This is a genomic window from Brachybacterium sp. AOP3-A1-3 (assembly GCF_052378285.1).
Lineage (GTDB): Bacteria > Actinomycetota > Actinomycetes > Actinomycetales > Dermabacteraceae > Brachybacterium.
The window spans coordinates 279,374-296,597 of record NZ_JBQSXM010000004.1 but is presented as its reverse complement, the minus strand read 5'-3'; the positions used below and the strand labels follow the sequence as shown (position 1 = coordinate 296,597).

Below are 17,224 nucleotides of genomic sequence, written 5' to 3'. Positions count from 1 at the left end.
GAGAGGCGGGGATCGTCGCGTCCGGGAACGACACGCCGAGGCCCGCTGAGAGACATGGCGACGACACGCCCGGGCGCCGTCAGGACACGCCGGGATCCTCCTCACGTGAGGGGCGTGTCGGAGTGCTCCGCAGCGCTCGTCGGAGCCCGTCGTCCACCGCGCCGATGGGCTGTCGGACCCGTCGTCCACACTGCTCTGTGCATGCTTTCCCGGCTTTCGTGCGTGGCCTCCGACGGTTGTCCCCATCCCTCCCGATCTGTCCACAGCCCGTCAACAGTCGATTGTGGATGACAGGGTTGTAACTCAGTACATCTTGTGGTCGTTCCGCCGGGGCACCACTAGGTGTAGTGTTGACGTTGTCGCAGCGATCCGGGCTCCCCGGGGAACTGTCACCGCATCAGAAGCCCTCGTGGCAGAGGTGACGGGGAGATTCCAGAGCATCGCGACACGGTCCTCGGACCTCCTGAACCACCAGCAAGAACCATCCTCATCGCGCCGCCGGCGCGGCGCTCGAGAAAGGCCCCTTCCCTTGGACATCACCGTGTACTCCAAGCCCCTCTGCGTGCAGTGCGACGCCACCAAGCGCGCCCTCAACAAGGCGGGCGTGGCCTATGACGTCGTCGACATCACCGAGGATGCCGACGCACTCGCTCGCATCAAGTCGATGGGCTACGTCCAGGCGCCCGTCGTCATCACCGAGCAGGACCACTGGTCCGGCTTCCGTCCCGACAAGATCAAGGCCGTCGTGGCCGCCACCGGCGCTCAGCGCAGCGCCGCCGCGATCTGATTGGCTCCCGGAGCTGCAGGGCGAATCGGCGTGACTGACCTCGTCTACTTCTCCTCGGTCTCGGGCAACACCCATCGCTTCGTCGAGAAGCTCGGGATGCCTGCATCCCGGATCCCGCTCTACCCCCGGGACGAGCACCTTGTCGCCGACAAGGAGTTCGTCCTGGTGACCCCGACCTATGGCGGCGGCAACGGCCACGGTGCCGTTCCCAAGCAGGTCATCAAGTTCCTCAACGACGAACGCAACCGGAACCTCATCCGGGGCGTGATCGGTGCTGGCAACACCAATTTCGGGGAGGCGTACTGCTTGGCCGGAGACATCATCTCCGCCAAGTGCCGCGTCCCGCACATGTACAAGTTCGAACTGTTCGGTACCCCTCGCGACGTGCAGCGGGTCCACGACGGATTGGAAGAGTTTTGGCGACACTGACCGAGATGCCCCCGGTCGAGCACAACAGGCAGCTCGACTACCACGCGCTGAACGCGATGCTCAACCTCTATGGTGCGGATGGTGAGATCCAGTTCGAGAAGGATCGGCTCGCCGCTCGCGAGTACTTCTTGCAGCACGTGAACCCCAACACGGTGTTCTTCCACTCGCTGCGCGAGAAGATGGACTACCTGATCGAGAACCAGTACTACGAGGCCGCGGTCATCGAGCAGTACGACTTCTCCTTCGTGGAGTCGCTGTCCGAGCAGGCCTTCGCGAAGAAGTTCCGCTTCCCGACCTTCCTGGGCGCGTTCAAGTACTACACCTCGTACACGCTGAAGACGTTCGACGGCAAGCGGTACCTGGAGCGCTTCGAGGACCGCGTGGTGATGGTGGCGCTCACCCTCGCCGAGGGTGATGAGCAGCTGGCCCGCAACCTCGTCGAGGAGATCCTCGACGGGCGCTTCCAGCCGGCCACCCCCACCTTCCTCAACGCCGGCAAGGCTCAGCGCGGAGAGCTCGTCTCCTGCTTCCTGCTGCGCATCGAGGACAACATGGAGTCCATCGGGCGCTCCATCAATTCCGCGCTGCAGCTGTCCAAGCGCGGCGGCGGCGTCGCCCTGCTGCTGAGCAACGTGCGCGAGTACGGTGCGCCGATCAAGCGCATCGAGAACCAGTCCAGCGGCGTCATCCCCGTGATGAAGCTGCTCGAGGACTCCTTCTCCTACGCGAACCAGCTCGGTGCGCGTCAGGGTGCCGGCGCGGTGTACCTCAACGCCCACCACCCGGACATCCTGCGGTTCCTCGACACCAAGCGCGAGAACGCCGACGAGAAGATCCGCATCAAGACCCTCTCCCTCGGTGTGGTCATCCCCGACATCACCTTCGAGCTCGCCAAGAACAACGAGCCGATGTACCTGTTCTCCCCGTACGACGTGGAGCGCGAGTACGGCAAGCCGTTCGCCGAGGTGAACGTCTCGGAGTCCTACCGCGAGATGGTCGACAACCCGAAGATCGCCAAGAAGAAGATCAAGGCGCGCGACTTCTTCCAGATCCTGGCGGAGATCCAGTTCGAGTCCGGCTACCCGTACATCATGTTCGAGGACACCGTGAACCGGGCCAACCCGATCCCGGGCAAGGTCACCCACTCGAACCTGTGCTCCGAGATCCTGCAGGTCTCGACCCCGTCGACCATGAACGTCGACCTGACGTACGACGAGCTCGGTCGCGACATCTCCTGCAACCTCGGCTCGATGAACATCGCCAAGGCGATGGACTCCGCGGACTTCGGCCGCACCATCGAGACCGCGATCCGTGGTCTGACCTCGGTCTCGGACAACTCCGACATCGAGTCGGTGCCGACGATCGCCGAGGGCAACCGCAAGTCGCACGCCATCGGCCTGGGCCAGATGAACCTCCACGGCTACCTCGCTCGCGAGTCCATCTTCTACGGTTCCGAAGAGGGCCTGGACTTCACGAACATGTACTTCTACGCGGTCACCTACAACGCCATCAAGGCGTCGAACAGGATCGCCAAGGAGCGCAAGGAGGTCTTCTACGACTTCGAGAACTCCACCTACGGCACCGGCACCTACTTCGACAAGTACATCGACAAGGTGTGGGAGCCCCGCACTGAGAAGGTCCGCGGCCTGTTCGAGAGCTCCAGCGTGCACCTGCCCACCCAGGAGGACTGGAAGCAGCTGCGCGAGGACGTTCAGGCGCACGGCATGTACAACGCCTACCTGCAGGCGGTCCCGCCGACCGGGTCGATCTCGTACATCAACCACTCGACGAGCTCGATCCACCCGATCGTCTCCAAGATCGAGATCCGCAAGGAAGGCAAGATCGGCCGGGTCTACTACCCCGCGCCGTACATGACCAACGACAACCTCGAGTACTACGAGGATGCGTACGAGATCGGCTACGAGAAGATCGTCGACACCTACGCCGAGGCCACGCAGCACGTGGACCAGGGCCTGTCGCTGACGCTGTTCTTCCCGGACACCGCTACCACGCGCGACATCAACAAGGCGCAGATCTACGCATGGCGCAAGGGCATCAAGACCCTGTACTACATCCGCCTGCGCCAGATGGCGATCGAGGGCACCGAGGTCGAGGGCTGCGTCAGCTGCATGCTGTGAGTCTCTGACCCCGATCACGACGGGCGGGCATCCGGATCACCGGGTGCCCGCCCGTTGTCGTCTCTGCGGGGGCGGCGGGCGCTCATCATCTGGGTCGTGTGCGCTCATCATCGGGGCGGTGAGCGCACATCATCGGGGCGGTGAGCGCACATCAGCGACGCGGTGAGCGCACGTCAGCGGGGCGGCGAGCGCAGAACGGGCGTCCAATAGGGCGAACGGTGTCCAACGGACTGTCTCTACTGGGTAGGCTGGCACGGACATCCGCCATCCCTCGAGCGAAGGAGCTCCCATGCGTGCCGAAGACTCCGCAGCCCCGAACGCAGCCACAACCGCCGCCCCCTCCGCCGCCCCCTCCGCCGCCCCCTCCGTCGTCCCGCAAGGTGCATCGGACTCTCGGCCGGCGCCGACCCCGGCCGACGATCCGGAGCGCGGATCCCGGCCTCGGGTGGTCATCGCCGTGGACCTCCCCGAGGCGCTCTGCCAGCAGATCGCGGAGGCCGAGCCCCGCGTCGACGTCATCCGCGACCACACGCTCTATCGGCCCCGTCGCGGACCGGCGGACTGGGCCGGCGATCCCGACCATGTCCGCACTCCCGCGGAGCAGACCGCCTACGACGAGATGGTCGATTCGGCCGACGTGCTGTTCTCCCTGCCCGACGTCGACCCCTCCGCCCTGCGCCGCACGGCCGAGGCCAACCCGCGCCTGCGCTGGGTGCAGGCCATGGCCGCCGGGAGCGGTGCGCAGGTCCGGGCTGCCGGCCTCGACCCCGCCACGCTCGAGCGGATCACCGTCACCACCACGGCCGGCGTCCATGGCCGCCCGCTCGCGGAGTTCGCCCTCTTCGGCGTCCTCGCCGGCGCGAAGACCCTCCCGCAGCTCGCCGCCCAGCAGCGGGCCCATGAGTGGAGCGACCGCTGGGAGATGAAGCAGCTCGACGAGATGACCGTGCTGATCGTGGGCCTCGGCGGCATCGGCAGCGCCTGCGCGAGCCTTTTCTCCGCAGTCGGTGCGCACGTGCTCGGCACCACCCGCAGCGGGGAGCCCGTGGACGGTGTCGACGAGCTCGTCCCCGCCGACCAGCTGGTTGCGGCCGCCGCACGGGCCGACGCGATCGTCGTGACCCTGCCCGGGACCGCGGCGACCGAGGGGCTCGTCGGCGCGGAGGTGCTCGAGGCCGTGCGGCCGGGAACCATCCTGGCGAACGTCGGGCGCGGCACCGTGGTCGACGAGAGCGCGCTTCTCGCCGCGCTCGAGGACGGTCGGATCGGTTTCGCCGCCCTCGACGTCTTCGCGACCGAGCCGCTGCCGTCGACCAGCCCGCTGTGGGATCATCCTCGTGTCCTGGTCAGCCCGCACACCGCTGCCCTCAGCTCGCACGAGGAGGCGCGGATCGTGCGACTGTTCCTCGACAACCTCGGTCGTCTCCTCGACGGCGCAGAGCTGCGCAACGTAGTGGACACCGTCGAGTTCTACTGAGACTCCCGAGAGTTCTGCTGAGACTTTCGAGAGTTCTGCTGGAACTCCCGAGCGTTCTGCTGAGGCTCCCGAGAGCCCCCGAAGGAAGGACCTGTCATGTCCAGCCCTGAGACCCGCGACCCGTCGCCCGCCGTCTCCCGAGCCCTGGGGATCCTGCGCGCCCTCGAGGTCGCCGGTGTGCCCCTGACGCTCTCGGAGATCGCCCGTGAGGTCGGGATCGCGAAGTCCTCCGCCTCGAACATCTGCCAGGCGCTCGAGGGGGAGGGCATGATCCAGCGCGCCGAGAGCGGCTACCGGCTCGGCCTGCGCACGGCCGAGCTCGGCGGGGCCTTCGCCGCCCAGTTCAACCAGGTGCGTGAATTCTTCAGCGTGGTCGAAGCGGATCCGCTGCTGCGCACCCATGTCGTGCAGATCGCGATGCTGGATGCTCCGGACGCCATCTACCTCGCCCGTCACGAGGGGCGCACCGAGCGCCTCGGCACGCCCCTGGGCTCCCGGCTGCCACTGGTCTACTGCGCGGTCGGCAACGCGATGCTGCTCGGGATGGGGGAGGAGGAGGTCGAGGCCGTCCTGTCCGCGTCGACCTTCGTCCCGAAGACCGAGCGCTCCGTGACCACACCCGATCAGGTGCGCACGAAGATCGCCGAAGGCCGCGAGCGCGGTTATGCCGTCGACCACGGCGAGTCCTTCCCGGGCATCTTCGGCGTCGCCGCACCCCTGGAGCCGTGGCAGCCGGGCGATCCACGCATGGCCGTCGGCGTCCCTCTCGGTGCCTCCGAGGCCGACGAGACGACCATCGCCGCCCTCGGCGCCGCACTGCTCGATATCTCCGCGGAGCTCACGAATCCGCTGTCGCGCCGGCCTGCGTGAAGACCGACCTGCTGTCGGGGCGACCCGTCTGACGGTGAGCCCGCTGTCGCGCCGACCCGCGTGACGGCGAGCCCGCTGTCGGGCCGACCCGCGTGAGGACCGGCCTGCTGTCGCGCTGTCTCGCCCGACGGCGATCCAGTCGCGCCCCCTGATCGGTGGCCCTTCACCACCCACGCTCTGCCCGCCACGTGTTCAACCAGCTGCACTGCGTTCACAATTGAGTACAGTGGGCGACGCCGCGCGGCTCTGCCGCGCTCCAGCGCCACCGCACGCACCCGACGCATCGAAGGAGATGCCATGAGCTCGACGACGAGCGCACCTCGCCCCGAGGGCGCGCAGCATCTGTCCGATCAGGAGTACGCCGCGAACCTCCGTCGTGCAACGCTCTCCTCGAGCATCGGCAGCGCGATGGAGTACTTCGACTTCGCGATGTACGGCCTGATGACCGCCCTGGTCTTCAACACCCTCTTCTTCCCCGACGGTGACCCGGCGATGAACACGGTCGCCGCCTTCGGGATCTACGGCGTCGGGTTCGTCGCCCGCCCCTTCGGCGGCCTCATCTTCGGCACCCTCGGTGACCGGGTGGGACGCAAGTGGGTCCTGGTCGTCACGGTGCTGCTGATGGGCGGCTCCTCGACCCTCATCGGGGTGCTGCCCACCTTCCACCAGGCGGGCTACCTCGCCCCGATCCTCTTGGTGATCCTGCGCCTGCTGCAGGGCCTCGGAGCCGGCGCCGAGCAGGCCGGGGCCACCGTGCTCATGGCCGAGTACGCCCCGGTGCGACGCCGCGGCTTCTTCTCCGCACTGCCGTTCATCGGCATCCAGGCCGGCACGCTGCTCGCGGCGCTCGTCTTCACGCTGCTCACGCTGATGCCCGAGGACGCCTTCCTCGCCTACGGCTGGCGGATCCCGTTCCTCGCGTCGTTCGTGCTGATCATCGTCGCGCTGCTGATCCGCTCCCACCTGCGGGAGACCCCCACCTTCGTGCATCTCGAGAAGCACGAGCAGGTCGCCGAGCGGCCGCTGCGGGAGATCTTCACCCGCGGCCGGCCCGGCGTGGTCGTGGGCATCGGGCTGCGCATGGCCGAGAACGGCGGCAGCTATATGTTCCAGTCGCTCGCGCTCGCCTTCGTCACCTCTGCCGCGATCGGCCTGGACCGGGGAATCGTCACCTGGGGCGTCACCCTCGGCTCGCTGCTGGGCATGGTCACCGTGCCGCTGAGCGGGCACCTCTCCGATCGTTTCGGTCGGGTGCCCGTCTATCGCGCCGGCGCCGTGTTCATGCTCGCGTACACGTTCCCGGCCTGGTACCTGCTGTCCATCGGCAGCGAGGTCGTCGCGGTGGCGGTCATCGCGATCGGTCTCGGCATCGCGGTGAACACCATGCTCGGTCCGCAGTGCGCGATGCTGCCCGAGCTGTTCGGCGCCCGCCACCGCTACCTCGGCGTCGCCATGGCCCGGGAGATCTCCGCGGTGCTCGCCGGCGGCCTGGCCGGTGTGCTCGGTGCGGCGCTGCTGGCCTGGACCGACGGGAACTGGATCGTGCTGGCCGTCTACATGGGAACGCTCGCCTCCATCACCGTGGGTGCCACGTTCCTGGTGCCGGAGACCCGCGGCCGGGACCTGCTGTCGGTGCAGGACGCCCTGCGCCTCTCGCTCGATGAGTCCGACCGCGAGGACCGTGCGGCGGAGTTGGCTCTCGCCTCGGGCAGTGCGCGAACCTCCGCCTCGAGGACCCTCAGCACGCCACAGTCCTGAGGCCGGCGGTGCCGTGCCGAGCGGTCGAGCGTCCGACGGCGGGCCGTCGGCGACGAGGGAGACTCCGAGGTCTCACTGTCTCCCTCCCGTCGGGGGCCGGTGATCAGGGCTGCCGGGGCCGCTGCGGATCGAGGCGACCGTACGTCAGCCGCCGCAGCAGCATCTCCGCCGGGCCGCGCACGCTTCGTGAGTCCATCCAGGCTGCGAGGGGCAGGGAGAGCAGCCACACCAGGAGAGCGATCGCGACGGCGCCGGCAGTGCTCAGGTGCACGCCGAGTCCCAGTCCCCAGTCCGCCATCAGCGGCGCCAGCAGCAGGGACTGGAGCAGATAGAAGGTCAGCGAGCGCTGCCCGACGGCGCTCAGCGCACGCACCAGCGCGCCGGTCCGGGGCGCCGACGCCCCCGTCGGGGCGACCCCGGGAACTCGCGCCTGTGTGGAGGAGGGAAGGCCATAGGCACGCTGAGCCGGTTCCCGCGCCGCGTCCGCGGCGGCGGCCTCCCGGCGTCTCTCGCGCTGGGCCGCCTTGTCCAGAGGACCGTCCCCCGAGCCCGAGCCCGAGCCCGAGCCAGAGCCCGCACCCGCGCCTGAGCTCGTTTCCGAGCCCGGGTCCAGGTCAGGACTTGACGTCGTCCTCGCGGGGGCACGTCCCTCCAGGTGGACTGCGAGCAGGCCGAACGCCGCGGCGTACCCGATCCCGCAGGCGATGCCGGCCAGCGAGTTGAGACCGCTGAACGCCCAGCCCACCGCCTCTGGCAGGGGGATCACCCCCGTGATGAGGAGGGCGTCGGGCACCCCGCCGAGCCAGCCGATGGCGATGCCGCCGACCGCCACGCGTGCCAGCAGGCGGGTGTGTCGCCGCGGCTCGTCGAGCACCCGGTGGCGGGCGGCGACCCAGCCCACCAGGATCGACACCGGGGTGAGGAGCAGAGCGCCAGGCAGCAGCCCCATGGTCCAGATCGCCAGGCGGGCGAGGATGGAGACCAGATACGGCTGCCCGTAGGCGTAGTCCCGCACGAGCCCCATCCCGAAGGATCCGGACTCCATGGAGCCGATGACCTCGGGCGGCGCGAAGAAGGCCAGTGAGATGGCGCTGAGGATGCTGAACAGGGCGAACAGGAGGATCAGCGCGACGAGCACCCCGATCCAGATTACCAGGGTGCGCGTGCGTCGACCGAAGAAGATCCACACCATCAGCAGTCCGGCGACCGCGTACGCCCCCAGGATGTCCCCGTAGAACAGCAGAGCGGCGTGGAGCAGGCCCAGCAGAAGCATCGCCCAGTGGCGGCGGCGCATCATGGCGCGCACGATGCGTGGCTCCATGCCGCGGTCGAGGCGGGAGCGGTAGAACTGCACCATCCCGTAGCCGAAGAGGACCGCGAACAGGGGCATCGCCCGGTGGTCGACCGCGATGGTCATGGCGACCTGCACCACCCAGTCGGCGCCGCTGCGGGCAGGGACGTGCGGGGTCATGCCCACGGAGCCCTCGTGGCCCCAGAGATACCAGGACACGTTCGCGATCGCGATCAGCGCGAGCATCAGCCCACGGGCGATGTCCGGCGCGAGGGACCGCGGCGGGGCGGCGGACGGAATCGCCGGCGCAGATGGCCCCTGGTCGGCCGGCCTCGGATCGGACGGCCTCGGATCGGCCGGGGCGGGATCAGGCGGGTTCCGGTCGGACGGGGTCGGGTCGGTGGCCGGGGTGGGTACGTCGGTCACGTCGGGGCCTTCCTCTGCGGCGGCGCACCCGGATCTCCAGCACTGCTCGCTGCGGGCGCTTCGCGTCGTCTCCCGAACCTAGTGAGGCGCAGGGAGGATGTCCCGCGACCAAAGTCGGGTGCCTGTCATGGATCGGCGTGACGGATGTCAGGGACGGGCGGGAGCGCTCGGAGCGATCGGAGCGATCGCAGCGGTCAGGGCGTCGGGGATGGTGCGATGCGGTTCGACGGGCCGCGCGACACGACGCGCCGGGACGAGGTCCTGGGGGCGGATCTCCGCACTCCGCACCGCCGTTCCTGGGACCGCGATGCAGGTCGTGGCCATGGCGCGGACGTGGTGTCCAGAGACACCCGTCCCGGAGGAGCGGGGATGGCCCGGCCGAGCGCCCGTACTGCCTAGACTGGCGGGGAACTAGACCCCCTGGCGGGGAGCTACACCCCCGATTCTTTGCGACAGTGAGGCTGCGGTGAACGACCACCTGAAGACGACGGTCCAGGCGATCAACTGGAACCGGATTCCGGACCCGAAGGACCAGGAGGTGTGGGACCGCCTGACCGGCAACTTCTGGCTGCCGGAGAAGGTCCCGCTGTCCAACGACATCCAGTCCTGGAACCGGCTCCCCGAGACCGAGAAGAACCTGACCATGCGCGTGTTCACGGGGCTCACCCTGCTGGACACGGTGCAGGGCACCGTCGGCGCGGTCTCGCTGATCCCCGACGCGATCACCCCCCACGAGGAGGCGGTGTACACCAACATCGCGTTCATGGAGTCGGTGCACGCGAAGTCGTACTCCCAGATCTTCTCGACGCTGTCGAACACGAAGCAGATCGACGAGGCGTTCCGCTGGAGCGAGTTCAACGAGCCGCTGCAGAAGAAGGCTCAGATCGTCATGGGCTACTACGCGGGCGATGACCCGGAGAAGCGCAAGGTCGCCTCCACGCTGCTGGAGTCGTTCCTGTTCTACTCGGGCTTCTACCTGCCCATGCACTACTCCGCCCACGGCGAGCTCACCAACACCGCCGACATCATCCGCCTGATCATCCGTGACGAGGCGGTCCACGGCTACTACATCGGGTACAAGTTCCAGAAGGCGATGGAGAAGGCCTCTCCGGAGCGCCGCCAGGAGCTCAAGGACTACACGATGTCCCTGATGTTCGAGCTGTACGAGAACGAGGAGGAGTACACCGAGGATCTCTACGACCCGGTGGGCTGGACCGAGGAGGTCAAGACCTTCCTGCGCTACAACGCGAACAAGGCGCTCATGAACCTCGGCTTCGAAGGTCTGTTCCCGCAGGATCAGACCGAGGTCAACCCGGCGATCCTCGCCGCGCTCTCCCCGAACGCGGATGAGAACCACGACTTCTTCTCCGGCTCGGGCTCCAGCTACGTCATGGGCAAGGCCGTCGAGACCGAGGACGACGACTGGGACTTCTGAGCCCCGCCGCGGAGCAGCCCATGCCCGCACATCCCGCCGACGGCGCTTCACATCCCGGGGTCGACCGGCGATCTGCGAGCGACGGTCCGCTTCCACGCCGTCGAGCAGGACGCCGACGACATCCTGCGCGCACGCATCGCGGACCTGCTCGGTGCGGCCACCAGCACGCTCGCATCGTGCGACGCAGACGCAGACGCAGACGCAGACGCAGACGCCGACGCCGACGCCGACGCGGGCGCAGGAGCGCACGCCGCTGCCGCGATCCACGTCGGCCGCCTCTGCCCGCGCTGCGGCTCCGCCGCGCACGGCCGGCCCTGGGCACGGGTCGCGGCCCTGTCGACGCCGATCGGGGTGAGCCTCTCCCGCTCCGGACCCCACCTCGCCACCGCCTGCCGGGCGGGCGGTCCGATCGGTGTGGACATCGAGGAGATCCGGGCGGTCGCCTCGCGCTGGGACGAGGCGCTCGTCGCGCACCCGAGCGAACGGGGCCTCGCGACGACCGCGCTGGAGCAGGCGCGGATGTGGAGCCGCAAGGAGGCCGTGCTCAAGGCGCGCGGCACGGGCCTCGCGGTGCCGATGGCGCAGATCGTCCTGGCGGAGCACGAGGTGATAGACGTGCCGGCTCCGCCCGGATACGTCGCGGCGGTCGCGAGCGACGGCCTGCTCGTCGCAGCCCCCGACCAGGCCTCAGGCCTCGGCCGCCGCCGGTGACCGCTGCTGCAGCGTGGTCGGAGCGGCGTGAACGTCGGGCGCAGCAGGCTCAGGCGCGGATGCCGCGCGGGCACGCAGGGAGCTCGAGGGCATCCAACCACGGCGTGAACAGGTCCTCGAGGTCCTCACCGGACACGCGCTGCGCATGCTCGCGGAACATCCCGGTGGTGACGTTGCCGCCGCTGTTCTCCGCGATCCAGGATTGGAGGATCTCGAAGAAGGCCGCGTCGCCCACCCGCACCCGCAGCGCATGCGCGGTCAGGGCGCCGCGCTTGTAGATCCGGTCGTCGAACATCAGCTCCGCGCCGGGGTCGGCGAGCAGGAGGTCCTGCGGCAGGTCCGCGAGCTTCGCGTGATGCTCGTCGACCTGCTCCTGCACCGTCGAGACGCCGGACTCCTCGGCCCAGAGCCATTCGCTGTAGCAGGCGAAGCCCTCGTGCAGCCAGATGTCCTGCCAGCGGGCGAGGGTCACCGCATTGCCGAACCACTGGTGGGAGATCTCGTGGGCGACCAGGCGCACGGCCTCCCAGTCGGAGTCCACGAAGTTCTGGCCGAAGGTGGACAGCCCCTGGGACTCCAGCGGGATCTCGAGATCATCCTCGGTGATCACGGCGGTGTAGGAGGGGAACGGGTAGGGCCCGAAGAGGCGGGCGAAGCAGCGGATCATCTCCGGCTGCCGGCCGAAGGAGGCCGCGAACTCCTCGGCGTCCTGCTGGGGCGGGGCGATGGTGCGCACGGGGATCGGGGCGCCCCGCTGCTCGGTCACCTCGTAACGGCCGATCTGCACCGTGGCCAGGTAGGTCGGCATCGGCACCGCCTGCTCGGAGCACCAGGTCACGGTGGCCCCGCTGCGCCGGGTCCCGGTCTGCTCGCCGGCGGTGGCGACGTGATAGCCCGGCGGGACCGCGACGGCCAGGGAGTAGGTGGCCTTGTTGTCGGGCCGATCGTTGCAGGGATACCAGGACGGGGCGCCATGGGGCTGCGCGGCGACGATGACCCCGTCGGCCAGCTCCTCCCAGCCGGTGCTCCCGTGCAGCCGAGATGGCACCGGCTTCGGCTTGCCGGAGTAGCGCACCCGGATCTCGAACTCCTCGCCCGCACGCACCGGATGCTTCAGGACGATGCGGTCCTTGTGGTGGGTGACCTTCTGCGGGCGCCCGTCCACGAGCACCTTCTGCAGGCGCAGGGCGTGGAGGTCGAGGTGGAGGACGTCGGTGTCGCCGGCGGCGCGGCACCGCAGGGTGGCGTCTCCGTCCAGACGGTTCGAGTCGACCTTGTAGACCAGCGACAGGTCGTAGTGGAGGACGTCGAAGCTCCGGTCGCCATGTCCGGGCACATAGGGGTCGCTCCCGGCGTTGGTCGAAGAGTGCGTGCTGCTCATGCGTCGTCCTCCCAGGGACCGATCGGGTTGCCGGTCCAGCGTGTTCCAGAAGGCACTCTCTCACCTCGCATGACCAGCGAGACGGGTCCGACGGTGGCGTGGCGGTCGATCCACGCGGCGGGAAGGATCACGCTGCCCGGCCCCAGCGTCGCACCTGCACCCAGACCCACGGTGTCCATGCTCAGCACGCGGTCGTGGAAGAGGTGGGTCTGGACCACGCAGCCGCGGTTGACGGTGGCCCCGTCGCCGAGCTCCACGAGGTCCGTCTCGGGCAGCCAGTAGGAGTCGCACCACACCCCTGTGCCGATCCTCGCGCCCAGCAGGCGCAGCCAGGCGTTCAGGGCGACGGTCCCCGAGGCGACCTGCGCGAACCACGGGGCGGCGAGCACCTCCGTGAACGTGTCGGCGAGCTCGTTGCGCCACACGAAGGAGGTCCACAGGGCGTGCTCGCCGATGCGGTGACGGCCCACGATCGTCCACTTGGCGAGCACCGTGACTGCGGCGGCGGCGAGGCTGCCGGCGATCAGCACGGGCCCGCCGAGGAGCAGGGCGGGCAGGATCCCGACGCCCTCGACCTGGCCCGTGCGCAGGATCAGGTACAGGAGCACGCCGACGCCGAGGCGGAGCAGCACGGCCAGGAGCATCGGCACGACCCGGAGGGTCTCGACCAGTCCGCGATACACGTGCAGGCGGCGCGAGGGCGCGTAGGTGCGGCTGTCGTCCTGCTCGTCCTGGGCCCGACGCAGCTTCCGCGGCGGGCTGCCCAGCCACGAGGTCCCGGCCTTGGCCTGGGTGCGACGCGGGGCGGCGGAGAGCACCGCGACGAGCGACTGCTTGGGGACCTTGCGGCCCGGGGCGAGCATGCCGGAGTTGCCCACGAAGGCCCGCTTGCCGACCTTCACCCGTTCGACGCGGATCCAGCCGCCGCCCAGCTCATAGGGTCCGATCAGGGTGTCATCGGCCAGGAAGGCGTGGTCGTTGACGGTGACCAGGGAGGGGATCAGCAGCACGGTGGAAGCCTCCACGCCCGTGCCCACCCTGGCGCCGAGCAGCCGCAGCCAGATCGGGGTGAGGGCTCCGGAGTAGATCGGGAAGAGCCAGGTGCGGGCCTCGTCGAGGAGCCGGAGCGTTCCCCAGATCGCGAGGCCCGACGGGGAGCGCACCGGGCGGTGGCCGGGGCTGATGGCGAGGCCGAAGAGCCTGGTGAGTCCGAGCACCAGGAGGATGAGCAGGGCGTAGCCGGCCAGGGCCGCGAGCGGCAGCCGCAGCAGGGCCGCGCCGAGAGCCTGCCCGAGGCTCTGCGTGCCGGACAGCGCCGGCAGGAGCACGGCCGCTCCGGCGAGCACCGCGATCGCAGGGAGCGCCGCGATCACGCCGGCCACCAGGGCGTACAGGAGCAGCCAGGCGGTGCCGCGGGGCGGGGCGTCCGTGGACCAGGGGCCGCGCGAGGCGGCCTGGTGCTCGGCAGGGGAGCCGGACCAGAACTCTCCGGCGGGGACCTCGCCCAGCACGGAGGAGCCCGGAGCGACCTCCGCCTCCCGTCCGATCGTCGCACCGGGGTTGAGCATGCTGCGAGCGCCGATCCGTGCCCGCTTACCGATCCGCACCTCCCCGATATGGAGCAGATCGCCGTCGATCCAGTAGCCGGCGAGGTCGACCTCCGGTTCGATCGAGGCGCCCGCCCCGATCGTGAGCATCCCGGTGACCGGGGGCAGGGCGTGCAGATCGACGTCGCGGCCGATCTGTGCGCCCAGCAGGCGGGCGTAGGGGAGGAAGAACGGGGCCCCGGCGAGGCCCGCCGCGCCCAGCTCCTCCTGGATCTTCTCGGCGAGCCAGAGCAGCAGGTGGACCCGGCCGCCGCGGGGGTGGCTGCCCGGGGTCACGCCGCGCAGCAGCAGCCGGGCGAGGCCCGCGGCCAGGGCCATCCGGCCCGGTGGCAGCACGAACACGAGGCCCATCACGATCATCAGCCACAGCGGGAAGGCGGTGAGCCAGGGGATCGGGGTGAGAGCGGTCCCGAGGCTCGAGGCGATCATGAGCCAGGTGATCCAGCGCATCGAGGCCAGCGCCCGCAGCGGCACCAGGGCGAGCAGCTGCGCGAGCTGGCTGCGGCGGCGCAGGGGGCGCACGGTGCGGTCGCTGCGGGTCACGGTGGTGCCCATGGCGTCGAGGTGAACGGCGAGTCCGGCGATCGACGGGTGGGAGTACACATCGCCGACGGTGACCTCGGGATGCTTCTCCCGCAGCCGGCTGACCACCTGGGCGGCGCTCAGCGAGCCGCCGCCGGCGTCGAAGAAGTCATCGGCGGGGGAGGTGACCTCGGCGCCGAGCACCTCGGCCCAGATCTCCGCGATCCAGGCGCTCGTGCCCGCGAGCGCGGCGGCCGGCTCATGCCGGGTGGGCAGCGGCCAGGGCAGCGCGTCGCGGTCGATCTTGCCGGAGGTGCGGGTGGGGAGCTCGTCGAGCACCGCCAGGCGGGGCACGAGGGCGGCGGGCATCCGCTCGCGCAGCAGCTGCTTGGCGGCGCCCGCGTCGTACCGTGCATCGGTCGTGAGGTACCCGACCAGCAGCTTGTTGCCCGAGCGGGTGGAGCGCACGGCGGCCGCCGCGGAGACCACGCCGGGCAGTCGCAGCATCTGATCGTCGATCTCGCCGAGCTCGATGCGTCGGCCACCGAGCTTGATCTGGTCGTCGGAGCGGCCGGCGAACAGGAGCCCGGCGGGGTCGTTGCGCACGATGTCGCCGGATCGGTAGGCCCGCTCCCAGCCCAGCGTGGGCATGGCGGCGTACTTCTCGGCATCCTTCTCCGGGTCGAGGTAGCGGGCCAGCCCGATCCCGCCGATGATCAGCTCGCCGGATTCGCCCGGGCCGACAGGGTGCCCTTCGGGGTCCACGACGGCGAGGTCCCAGCCGTCCAGCGGCAGCCCGATCCGCACCGGCTCGGTGCCGTCCAGGAGTGCACCGCACGCGACGACGGTGGCCTCCGTGGGCCCGTAGGTGTTCCACACTTCGCGGCCCTCGGCCTGGAGCCGGGAGGCGAGCTCGGACGGGCAGGCCTCACCTCCCATGATCAGCAGCCGCACCTCGGCGAGGGCCTCGTGGGGCCATAGGGCGACGAGGGTGGGGACCGTGGAGACGATGGTGATGCGGTTGGCGACCAGCCAGGGGCCGACGTCGACCCCCGAGCGCACGAGCGAGCGCGGGGCAGGGACCAGGCAGGCGCCGTACGCCCAGGCCAGCCACATCTCCTCGCAGCTGGCATCGAAGGCGACGGAGAGCCCGGCCATCACCCGGTCCCCGGGACCGATCGGCCGCTCCTGGAGGAACATCGCGGACTCGGCGTCCACGAAGGCGGCCGCATTGCGATGGGTGACGGCGACGCCCTTGGGCCTGCCCGTGGAGCCGGACGTGAAGATCACCCAGGCGTCATCCTCGGGACGCACCTCGCGCGGGGGCGTGGGGGTGGCGGCGCGGCCGACGGCGGTGGGTGTGATGGCCAGGTCGTTGCCGACCAGGGCCACGGCGGCGGACTCCTCGAAGACCACCCGGGCGCGCTCGTCGGGGTCGTCCGCATCGACGGGCACGTAGGCGCCGCCGGCGACGAGGATGCCGATGATCGCGACATAGAGGTCGGTGGTGCCGGACTTGATGCGCACGCCGACCTTGTCGCCAGGGCCGACGCCGACCGTGGCGAGCCGGGCCGCGAGCTCGGAGGCGGCCTCGTGGAGCTCCGTGTAGGTCAGCGGGTCGATCCCGTTGTCGACCGCGAGGGAGTCGCCGCAGGTCTCGACGGTGCGTCGGAAGATCTCGACGAGGGAGCTCGGGGCGGGGGCCCGATCTGCGGCGAGGAGCTCGGGGAGGAGGCCGTACTGGGCGGGGGTCACCCCGGGAGTGTCGTACGTCGAGGTGACGAGAAGGTGTCCAGGGCGTCGTCCTGGACGTGATGCCGCGCACGTCGAGCCGATGGTCGAAAATTCTCGCCTTTCCCGGACGTCGCATCCGAGGAATGTCCTACGACTCGTGCAGATCACATAGACCGCGTGGTCGTCCGTCTGATCTGCGTTGATGCTCGCATCCCGCAATACGTGTTCAAAACGGTGCACACTATGGGTGCAGTAATACTTCCCTTCCCCTTCATAGACAGGAGATCCGATCATGGGACTTCTCTGGGCAATCATTTCCTGGATCATCATCGGCGGCATCATCGGCCTCATCGCTCGGGCGATCATGCCCGGCAAGCAGGCCATGAGCCTCGGTCTGACCATCGTCCTGGGCGTCATCGGCGCGATCGTCGGCGGCTTCATCGGCGGCCTGCTGGGCAGCAAGGGCATCAGCGGCGTCATGAGTGACCCGTGGAGCCTCTGGACCATCGTGCTCTCGGTGATCGGTGCCCTCATCGTCATGTTCATCTACGGTCTCGCGACGAAGAACCGCGCCTGACCCTAGGCAGCGTCTTCACACTGGCGGCGCCGTCCCGGATCTCCGGGGCGGCGCCGCCGTCGTGTCCGGCGGTGTCGCGCC

At 69.5% G+C, this 17,224-nt stretch carries 12 protein-coding genes; 9 read left to right on the top strand and 3 right to left on the bottom strand.

Features of this window, described 5'->3' with window-relative positions; all coding sequences use genetic code 11:
- Positions 1-529 precede the first annotated feature (529 nt).
- The 6 genes from nrdH (at position 530) to ACT3T5_RS08565 (ending at position 7,459) form a co-directional block, all read left to right on the top strand.
- Entirely contained in the window at positions 530-787 is a 258-nt protein-coding gene (nrdH, locus tag ACT3T5_RS08590) for a glutaredoxin-like protein NrdH (RefSeq protein WP_193118877.1), read from the top strand.
- Between the two features lie 30 nt (positions 788-817).
- Positions 818-1,216, top strand: a complete 399-nt coding sequence (nrdI, locus tag ACT3T5_RS08585; protein WP_343922047.1) for a class Ib ribonucleoside-diphosphate reductase assembly flavoprotein NrdI — start codon at positions 818-820, stop codon at positions 1,214-1,216.
- Between the two features lie 5 nt (positions 1,217-1,221).
- Positions 1,222-3,354, top strand: coding sequence for a class 1b ribonucleoside-diphosphate reductase subunit alpha (gene nrdE / locus ACT3T5_RS08580; protein WP_444594155.1), 2,133 nt, complete (start codon positions 1,222-1,224; stop codon positions 3,352-3,354).
- A 289-nt stretch (positions 3,355-3,643) separates the two neighbouring features.
- Positions 3,644-4,831: a D-2-hydroxyacid dehydrogenase gene (locus tag ACT3T5_RS08575; protein ID WP_444594154.1), complete on the top strand. Its 1,188-nt coding sequence runs from the start codon at positions 3,644-3,646 to the stop codon at positions 4,829-4,831.
- Between the two features lie 96 nt (positions 4,832-4,927).
- Positions 4,928-5,701, top strand: a complete 774-nt coding sequence (locus tag ACT3T5_RS08570) for an IclR family transcriptional regulator (protein WP_444594153.1) — start codon at positions 4,928-4,930, stop codon at positions 5,699-5,701.
- A 297-nt stretch (positions 5,702-5,998) separates the two neighbouring features.
- Positions 5,999-7,459 (top strand): MFS transporter, encoded by a 1,461-nt coding sequence (locus ACT3T5_RS08565; protein ID WP_444594152.1) that lies wholly within the window; start codon positions 5,999-6,001, stop codon positions 7,457-7,459.
- Positions 7,460-7,562: 103 nt separating this feature from the next.
- On the opposite strand, the gene ACT3T5_RS08560 is transcribed toward ACT3T5_RS08565, so the two are convergent.
- Positions 7,563-9,176 carry a DUF418 domain-containing protein gene (locus ACT3T5_RS08560; protein ID WP_444594151.1) on the bottom strand — a complete coding sequence of 538 codons (1,614 nt, stop codon included), beginning with the start codon at positions 9,174-9,176 and terminating at the stop codon, positions 7,563-7,565.
- 466 nt (positions 9,177-9,642) lie between these two features.
- On the opposite strand from ACT3T5_RS08560, the gene nrdF reads away from it, so the two are divergent.
- Positions 9,643-10,611 carry a class 1b ribonucleoside-diphosphate reductase subunit beta gene (nrdF, locus tag ACT3T5_RS08555; protein ID WP_343922057.1) on the top strand — a complete coding sequence of 323 codons (969 nt, stop codon included), beginning with the start codon at positions 9,643-9,645 and terminating at the stop codon, positions 10,609-10,611.
- Positions 10,612-10,962: 351 nt separating this feature from the next.
- Complete coding sequence (locus ACT3T5_RS08550; protein WP_444594150.1) at positions 10,963-11,322, top strand: 4'-phosphopantetheinyl transferase family protein; 360 nt, start codon at positions 10,963-10,965, stop codon at positions 11,320-11,322.
- Positions 11,323-11,371: 49 nt separating this feature from the next.
- Here the strand turns inward: ACT3T5_RS08550 and ACT3T5_RS08545 are convergent, their stop codons facing one another.
- The gene (locus ACT3T5_RS08545; protein WP_444594149.1) at positions 11,372-12,703 is read right to left on the bottom strand and encodes a M1 family metallopeptidase; all 1,332 of its coding nucleotides are present in this window, start codon (positions 12,701-12,703) and stop codon (positions 11,372-11,374) included.
- Positions 12,700-16,587, bottom strand: a complete 3,888-nt coding sequence (locus ACT3T5_RS08540) for a Pls/PosA family non-ribosomal peptide synthetase (RefSeq protein WP_444594148.1) — start codon at positions 16,585-16,587, stop codon at positions 12,700-12,702. The genes ACT3T5_RS08545 and ACT3T5_RS08540 overlap by 4 nt, the downstream gene beginning before the upstream one ends.
- Before the next feature lie 271 nt (positions 16,588-16,858).
- Between ACT3T5_RS08540 and ACT3T5_RS08535 the strand changes: the two genes are divergently transcribed.
- Entirely contained in the window at positions 16,859-17,143 is a 285-nt protein-coding gene (locus ACT3T5_RS08535; protein ID WP_444579949.1) for a GlsB/YeaQ/YmgE family stress response membrane protein, read from the top strand.
- Positions 17,144-17,224 lie beyond the last annotated feature (81 nt).

What these genes read in the sequence shown, in the direction of transcription:
- nrdE (WP_444594155.1), top strand. Translation starts at nt 1,222, where the DNA reads ATGCCCCCGGTCGAGCACAACAGGCAGCTCGACTACCACGCGCTGAAC.
- ACT3T5_RS08575 (WP_444594154.1), top strand. Translation starts at nt 3,644, where the DNA reads ATGCGTGCCGAAGACTCCGCAGCCCCGAACGCAGCCACAACCGCCGCC.
- ACT3T5_RS08570 (WP_444594153.1), top strand. Translation starts at nt 4,928, where the DNA reads ATGTCCAGCCCTGAGACCCGCGACCCGTCGCCCGCCGTCTCCCGAGCC.
- ACT3T5_RS08565 (WP_444594152.1), top strand. Translation starts at nt 5,999, where the DNA reads ATGAGCTCGACGACGAGCGCACCTCGCCCCGAGGGCGCGCAGCATCTG.
- ACT3T5_RS08545 (WP_444594149.1), bottom strand. Translation starts at nt 12,703, where the DNA reads ATGAGCAGCACGCACTCTTCGACCAACGCCGGGAGCGACCCCTATGTG.
- ACT3T5_RS08535 (WP_444579949.1), top strand. Translation starts at nt 16,859, where the DNA reads ATGGGACTTCTCTGGGCAATCATTTCCTGGATCATCATCGGCGGCATC.